The 7,509-nt window shown below is 60.6% G+C and carries 8 protein-coding genes; all 8 read left to right on the top strand.

Annotated elements, in window-relative coordinates:
* Positions 1-73 precede the first annotated feature (73 nt).
* Positions 74-514: a PfkB family carbohydrate kinase gene (locus tag EN943_RS32485; RefSeq protein WP_348630112.1), complete on the top strand. Its 441-nt coding sequence runs from the start codon at positions 74-76 to the stop codon at positions 512-514.
* Between the two features lie 89 nt (positions 515-603).
* Positions 604-1,749, top strand: a complete 1,146-nt coding sequence (locus tag EN943_RS32480; RefSeq protein WP_127416073.1) for an ABC transporter ATP-binding protein — start codon at positions 604-606, stop codon at positions 1,747-1,749.
* Positions 1,750-1,859: 110 nt separating this feature from the next.
* A complete protein-coding gene (locus EN943_RS32475) occupies positions 1,860-3,107 on the top strand; it encodes a sugar ABC transporter substrate-binding protein (RefSeq protein ID WP_127416072.1) in 1,248 nt (415 codons plus the stop codon).
* Positions 3,108-3,246: 139 nt separating this feature from the next.
* Positions 3,247-4,143, top strand: a complete 897-nt coding sequence (locus EN943_RS32470; RefSeq protein ID WP_127416071.1) for a sugar ABC transporter permease — start codon at positions 3,247-3,249, stop codon at positions 4,141-4,143.
* A gap of 5 nt (positions 4,144-4,148) precedes the next feature.
* Positions 4,149-4,991: a carbohydrate ABC transporter permease gene (locus EN943_RS32465; protein ID WP_127416070.1), complete on the top strand. Its 843-nt coding sequence runs from the start codon at positions 4,149-4,151 to the stop codon at positions 4,989-4,991.
* Between the two features lie 63 nt (positions 4,992-5,054).
* Complete coding sequence (locus EN943_RS32460; protein WP_127416069.1) at positions 5,055-5,876, top strand: sugar phosphate isomerase/epimerase; 822 nt, start codon at positions 5,055-5,057, stop codon at positions 5,874-5,876.
* A gap of 11 nt (positions 5,877-5,887) precedes the next feature.
* Positions 5,888-6,964 (top strand): Gfo/Idh/MocA family oxidoreductase, encoded by a 1,077-nt coding sequence (locus EN943_RS32455; RefSeq protein WP_127416068.1) that lies wholly within the window; start codon positions 5,888-5,890, stop codon positions 6,962-6,964.
* A partial coding sequence (locus tag EN943_RS32450; protein WP_164778489.1) for a sugar phosphate isomerase/epimerase occupies positions 6,964-7,509 on the top strand: 546 nt, incomplete at its 3' end. The genes EN943_RS32455 and EN943_RS32450, both read left to right, overlap by 1 nt.

Raw genomic sequence — 7,509 nt, 5'->3', positions numbered from 1 at the left:
GGCTCGGGCTCGCGATCTCGGCCTGGCGATCCTCGGCGATGTCGAATGAAGCCGCGGCCCGGCCACCGAGAGACTGATCGGGCTCTGCGACCATCTCATTCTTCCGCTCGGCTTTGCGCGGACCGCCACGGGCCGCGGGTCGCCGGCCGAGATACTCGATGCATTGTGGTTGCCGTCGCGATCCGCCGTGGTCCTGACGGATGGCGGCAGGGGCGTCTTCTATCGCGGACGCGACGAGACAGGGCTCTGGCACCTGCCTCCGCACCGGGTTGCCGTCGTCGACTCGACCGGCGCCGGTGACTGCTTTCATGGCGCCTATGCCCTTGCATTGACGCGCGGGGCCGACACGGCAGGCCGGGTCGCGTTCGCGGCCGCGGCGGCGGCCCTTTCGATAACGGGCCGGGGCGGGCGCGAGGCGCTTCCGACCGACGCCCAGGTCACGGAACTCCTGGCGTCGACGAACGCGCCGTCGGCAGTCGAACTGAAATGTGCGCGGCTCGATACCGGAACCTAGCCCGAACTATCCGAGGAAATATTTCGCAGGTGAACGTAAGCCGAGGACAATCATAAAAATCAGCGGCTTAGACTTGTGGAGGGAGGAATATGGCAGAAGTCGTTCTTGAGAATATCTGCAAGACATACGGGAACAATTTTCACGCAATCGACCAATTGAACCTGTCGGTCAAGGACGGCGAGTTTTTGATTCTCGTCGGGCCGTCCGGCTGTGGCAAATCCACCGCGTTGCGGATGATCGCGGGATTGGAGGACGTCACCAGCGGCAGCCTTCGGATCGGCGGAATAGACGTCGTCGACATGCCGCCCAAGGACCGCGACATCGCGATGGTCTTCCAGAGCTACGCCCTCTACCCGCATATGACAGTGTTCGAAAACATCGGCTTTTCGATGCGGCTGGCAGGCAAGCCGAAGGCCGAGCGCAAAAAGCGCGTGGACGAGATCGCCAAAACCCTTCAACTGACGTCTCTGCTGGACAGCAAACCCGCGAACCTTTCAGGTGGGCAGCGTCAAAGGGTTGCCATGGGCCGCGCCATGGTGCGCGAGCCGGCAGCCTTTCTCATGGACGAACCCCTTTCCAATCTGGACGCGAAACTGCGTGTTCAAATGCGCGCCGAAATCACCAGTCTGCAAAAGCAGCTCGGCGTAACGACCATATATGTGACCCACGACCAAACCGAAGCCATGACGATGGGCGACAGGGTCGCGGTGTTGAAAGGCGGCGTGCTGCAGCAGGTCGACACACCCAAGAGGCTCTATGAATCGCCGGTGAACGCTTTCGTTGCCGGCTTCATCGGATCTCCTTCGATGAACCTTTTCGAGGCGACCCTGACGGGTGACGAACTGATGTCCGGCGCCTTGGCCATCCGGCTGCAGGATGCAGCCTTCGTGCGCAGGCCGGGCTTGAGGTCGTATGCGGGGCGCAAGGTCGTGTTCGGGATACGGCCGGAGGATCTCTATGACAGCAGCCTCGAATCCGGCCGCAAGTATCAGACGATACCGGCAAAGGTGACCTCGATCGAAGAACTTGGATCCGAACAAATCGTCCATCTCAACATCGACGCGGTCCGGGTGGACTCCGGCGACCCTGACGCGGTGCAGGATTTCGGCCTGGCGTCGAATGCGGTGGCGAAATTCGAACCGGTCAGCACAGTCCGCTCCGGCTCGGAAATCAGCTTGGCCCTGGATGATACCAAGCTCCATTTCTTCGACCCGGAGACGCATCTGGCAATCTGAATATCAGCGATAAGACCCGCAGGTGAGGGTGAGGCGCCTGCGTAAGAAGACTTCTGAACAATCAGACGATCGGCCGCATTGTGCGGGCGAATATAAAGAAGGAGGAGAAGATGACGTTTCGTATAAAATCCGCGATGCTGAAAATAGCCGCGGTCGCATGGTTGCTTGGCGCAACCGGCGCCATGGCGGATACGACGCTGGAATTCACCCAATGGTGGGAGCCCGAATTGCCGGCTGGCTCGCTCAGGGCAATCATGGATGACTTCGAGGCCGCAAACCCCGGAATCAAAGTGACGCTGGTCAGCGGCCCCTACGCGACCACGCGAGACCAGATCTCTGTTGGTGCTGCAACCGGAACGCTCAGCGACGTCGTCGGTCTCGACGGTGCCTGGGTGAACAATCTGAATGCGCAGAACGCCCTCGCAGACATGAATCCAATGATGGATGCGAGCGGTTTCGACAAGAGCCAGGTCGCGGACATCATCAAGGTGGACGGCAAGGCGGTGATGTTTCCCGTGGCTTCCTTCGTCTATCCGGTCTTCGTGAATTTGGACCTTGCTGCCCAGGCAGGCGTGACCAAGCTGCCGTCGACCCGTGCGGAGTTTCTCGAAGCCGCCAAGAAGATGACGAACGCCGACAAGAACCAGTATGGCTGGGTGCTGCCCCTGTCGCTGCAAACGCCATCCGGCGTCCAGAACGACATGATGTCGTGGGTTTGGGCTTCGGGCCAGTCGATGATGGCGAACGGCAAGCCAGACCTTGAGGGCAAACCGGTGGTGGATATGCTCACCTTCGTCAAATCACTCAACGACGCCGGCACCATCTCGCCCGGCATCGCTACCAAGACCGAGCAGGAAAAGGTCGAGGAGTTCGTCAACAACCGCGTCGGGATGATGATTGACTCGCTCGCGCATGTGAACCTCATCCGCAAGCGCAATCCCAAGCTGAACTTCGACCTCATCCCGGTCCCGGTCGTGGAAAACTATACCGGCAAGCGCGGCCTTCCCTATGCCTCCTGGGGCATCGGCATCTCTGCGGCTTCGAAACATCAGGAAGAGGCCTGGAAACTCGTCCAATATGTGATGAGTGAAAAGGTGAACGCCAAGCTCGTGTCGCTTGCAAACGCCTTCCCGGGCAACGTCAACGCCAAGCCCGATTTCGTGACCTCGGACAAGGCTTTCGGCAAGGCTTTCGAAATCTTCAAGACCGGTTATCTCGCCAATGAGTTCACGGGCCTGCCGGTGGCTGAAGACCTGATGACTCAGTTCGACGTGCAAGCCCAGAAGATGCTCGCCGGCGAGCAGTCTCCGGAACAAGCAGCCGCCGCCGCTCAGAAGGGCTGGATGGCGAAATTCTGATCGGCCTGTTCCCGTTTGCTATCTTCGGCCGGGTGGCCTGACTTCGGGCAGGCCACCCGGCAACAACGGATCGGCAATTTGAGATGGACCTGTTTCCGAAAGCTTACCTTCTCTTGAAGGCGTATCCCAAGGTTGGCACATGACCCGGCAAAAGCGCTCCCACCACAAGCTCAAACGAGCGGTCGCACCCTACCTCTATCTGTCGCCCTCGCTGCTCATAATCGGGCTTCTGATGCTGCTGCCGATGGTGACGGTGATTGGCTACTCGTTCCAGAACAGCGCGGTGCTGCGTCGTGACCCATCCTTTGCCGGACTGAAACACTACCAGGCGATCTTCGACGACCCCGTGTTCTGGGCTTCGCTATGGCACACGCTCTACTTCACATGCATGAGTGTCATTTTCCACATGACCATCGGCATGGTCTTCGCGCTCATGCTGAACAGCGACCGCATCAATCCCACGCTGCGCAATATTCTGCGCGTGCTCTACATACTGCCCTGGCTGTTCACCGCGGTGATTATCGCCGTGATCTGGCGCCTCCTGCTTGAGCCGAACGGTGTCGTGAATAGCATTCTCATGCAAATCGGCATCATCGGTTCCAAGGTCGAATGGTTTTCCTCGCCTGCGACCGCGCTGCACGCCGTCACCTTTGCCAATATCTGGGCGGGCTATCCGCTCTTCATGGTCAGCCTGCTCGCGGGTTTGCAGGGCATTCCCAAGGATTTCTACGAGGCCGCCGATATCGACGGGGCCAAAGCCTACCAGAAGCTGATCTTCATCACCATCCCTCAGCTGATGCCGATCATCATCAGCATCTCGCTGCTCGACTTCATCTGGACCATGCAGGTCTTCCCGTTAATCTGGATAACGACGGGCGGTGGCCCGATCTACTCGACCGAGGTCCTCAGCACCTACACGTACAAGCTGGCGTTTTCGAGCTACAACCTGTCGCAGGCTTCAGCCAGCGCTGTGGTCATCCTGCTGATCTCTCTCGGCCTGACGCTGTTCTACATTCGCTATCAAAAGGCTCGGTAGTCACCATGAGGAAACGAAACTCTGGCAAAGACAAGCTGATCACCGTCGCGCTGCATGTTGCTCTTGCGGCTGGACTGTTCTTCGCGGCATTCCCGATCTACTGGATGCTGAGCAGTTCGTTCAAATCGAATACCGAAATCTTTGCCCTGCCACCAACCATCCTGCCAAAGGCCTTCACACTGGAAGCGTATGCAGCCATCCTTGGCGACCCGGTAAAGCTGCGCTTCTTCTTCAACAGCTATTTCGTGGCGGGAGCGGTGACCGTGCTGACGGTGCTGATCGCCTTGCTGGCGGCCTACGGGTTCAGCCGCTTCAACTTTCGCGGCAAGGGCATCCTGAACACAATCATCATCAGCACGCAGACGATTCCGCCGATCACACTTTTGATCCCCTTCTTCGGACTTGTCGTTTCATACGGCATCTTCGACACTTACGTCGCACTGATCCTGACTTACCTGGTGTTTACGCTGCCCTACGCAATCCTGCTGATGACGGGATATCTGAACACCTTGCCCCGCGATCTCGATGAAGCCGTGGCTGTCGATGGCGGCAGCAGTTGGACAGCGCTTTGGCGGGTGATTGTCCCGATTTCACTGCCTGGTATCGTGGCGACGTCGGTCTACACCTTCCTGTTGTGCTGGAACGAATTTCTCTTTGCGCTGACGCTGACGAAGTCGACGTCCATGCGCACCGTCCCGATCGGCATCCAGCTGTTGATGGGACAGCACGCCTTCGAATGGAACCAGATGATGGCGATGAGCGTGCTCGGCTCGCTACCGCTCTTGCTCATCTACCTCGTTGCCCAGAGGTACTTCCTCGCCGGCATGACCGCGGGCTCGGTCAAGTAGGATGTCCATCCCACGGCGACGCAGGGTGGCATCAAGCAATAGGCGATATCAAGGAATGAAAGGATGAACGTGAAAGACCTCAAAGTCGGCTGCCAGACCTTCACCTGGGAAATGCTGGGAGACCGGTTCACCGGCGGCCCCGACGATCTGCTGAAGGCGATCTCTGACGGTGGCTATGCCGGCATCGAGATCACCGACACCATGATCGGACATTATGGCGACAAGCCGGAGGAGTTCGCCGCCGCGCTGAAGGCGTCTGGGCTGACGCTGGTTTCCTTCGCCTTTGGCTCGAACAGTGGTTTTACGTTGAACGAGGAGATCGGCGCCGACCTCGAAACCGCCAAACGTTGGATCGATTTCGCCGCCGCCTTCCCCGGCGCGCTGGTGTCGATGGGCTCTGCAACGGTGGTGTCCGACGGCCCGCGCGAGGACAAGTTCGCCATCGCGGCCGAGGTCTACAACAAGGCCGGCGAGATCGGACGCAAGGCGGGCGTCCAGGTTGCGGTGCATCCAAGCTCGCACCATAACACGCTGCTGTTCGACCGCGCCGATTACGACGCGATCTTTGCCTTGCTCGACCCCGACCTGGTCGGCTGGGTGCCGGATACCGGCCATATCCTGCGCGGCCACAGGGACATGTCCGATACGCTGCGCACATACCGCGACCGTATCCGCTACATCCACCTCAAGGACGTCGATGCCAACGGCACCTGGGCCATGCTCGGCAAGGGCGTCTGCGACACCCCGGCGGTCATCGAGATCGCCAACACCGCACCGCGCTTCAACGGCTGGCTGGTGCTGGAGGAGGAATCCGAAACGGCCGCCACCGATCCCGCCGGCGCGGTCAAGACCAACCGCCAGACGATGCGCTCCTACGGCGCCTGAAGAACGAGACGATGATCAAGAAACAGGACAGACGCCTCAGGGTCGGCGTGCTCGGCTGCGGCCCCATCGCGCAGTTCGCGCATCTGCAATCCTGCGTGAAGGCAGGAAATGCCGACCTCTACGCCATCTGCGATGCGGCACCCGATCTGCTCGCGCGCATGGGCGCCACCTACGAGCCGCAGAGGATGTATTCCGACTATGAGGCAATGCTCGCCGATCCCGAGTTGGAAGCGGTGATCGTCGCCACCTCGGACGCCTATCACGTGCCGATGTCGATCAGGGCGCTCAACGCCGGCAAGCATGTTCTCTGCGAAAAGCCGATCGGCACCTCGGTTGAGGAAGGCGAGGCGCTTGCCGAAGCGGTCAGGCGCTCGGGCAAGATCCTGCAGGTCGGGCACATGAAGCGCTTCGATCCGGCACTGGAGGCGGCGCGCGACTTCGTCCGCGACGAGATCGGCGAATTGCTGGCGCTGAAGGCCTGGTACTGCGATTCCACCCATCGCTACACCAACACCGATGCCGTGCAGCCGCTGCCCGTCACCAGCAAGCTGGCCAGGAAGCCAGCGGGAAATCCCAAGGCCGATCTCAGGCAATACTTCATGCTGGCCCATGGCTCGCATCTCGTCGACACGGCGCGTTTCCTGTGCGGCGATATCGTTGCCGTGCGCGCCCGGCTCAATGAGAAATTCGGCGCCTATTGCTGGTTCGTCGAAACCGAGTTCGCCAGTGGCGCGCTCGGCCATCTCGACCTGACTGTTGCTGTGCGCATGGACTGGCACGAAGGTTTTCAGCTTTATGGCGAGAACGGCTCCGTCATCGCGAAGACATTCAACCCCTGGTACTTCCGCGCCAGCGAGGTCGAGATCTTTCACGAGAAGACCGCCACCGCCCACAAGCCGCTCGGCGCCGACGGTCATTTCTTCCGCCGCCAGTTGGAAGGGCTTGCCGACACGGTGCTGAACGGCGCGCCGATGCGCGGCGCCAATGTCGAGGACGGCATCGCCTCGATCCGCGCCATGGTCGCCATTGCGCGTTCGGTCGAGACTGGTGAGCGGGTCGAACTCGCCTCGGTTTCGGGGGCGGTGTGATGCGTCTCGGCATTTTCGCCAAGACATTTTCGGGCACCGAGCCGGCCGCCGTGCTGACGGCGGTTAAGCAGGCTGGCTATGAGACGACGCAGTTCAATCTCGCCTGCGCCGGCCTGCCGTCGATGCCGGATGTCGAGCCGGCGGAAGCAGTCATTTCCATCCGCGCCGCAGCGCAATCGACCGGGGTTTCGCTCGCCGCACTGTCGGGCACCTACAACATGGCGCATCCCGACAAGGCCGTCCGCGACGATGGCCTTCGGCGTCTCGTTGTCGTCATCGAGGCTGCTGCTGCCCTCGACATCCCGCTGGTCACGCTCTGCACCGGCTCGCGCAACGCCGCCGACCAGTGGGCGTATCATTCCGACAATGCCGATCCGGCCGCCTGGTCCGACATGGCCGCCGAAATGGAGAAGGCGCTGGCGCTGGCCGAAGGCGCCGGCGTCGATCTCGGCATCGAGCCCGAGCAGGCCAACATCGTCACCTCGGCCAAGGATGCCACGCGACTGATCGCCGACATGAGCTCGAAGCACCTCAAGATCGTGCTT

The sequence above is a fragment of the Mesorhizobium sp. M7A.F.Ca.US.006.01.1.1 genome (assembly GCF_003997935.1).
Classification (GTDB): domain Bacteria; phylum Pseudomonadota; class Alphaproteobacteria; order Rhizobiales; family Rhizobiaceae; genus Mesorhizobium.
Note: the sequence above shows the minus strand (reverse complement) of the source record. Positions and strands in the feature narration are given on the sequence as shown.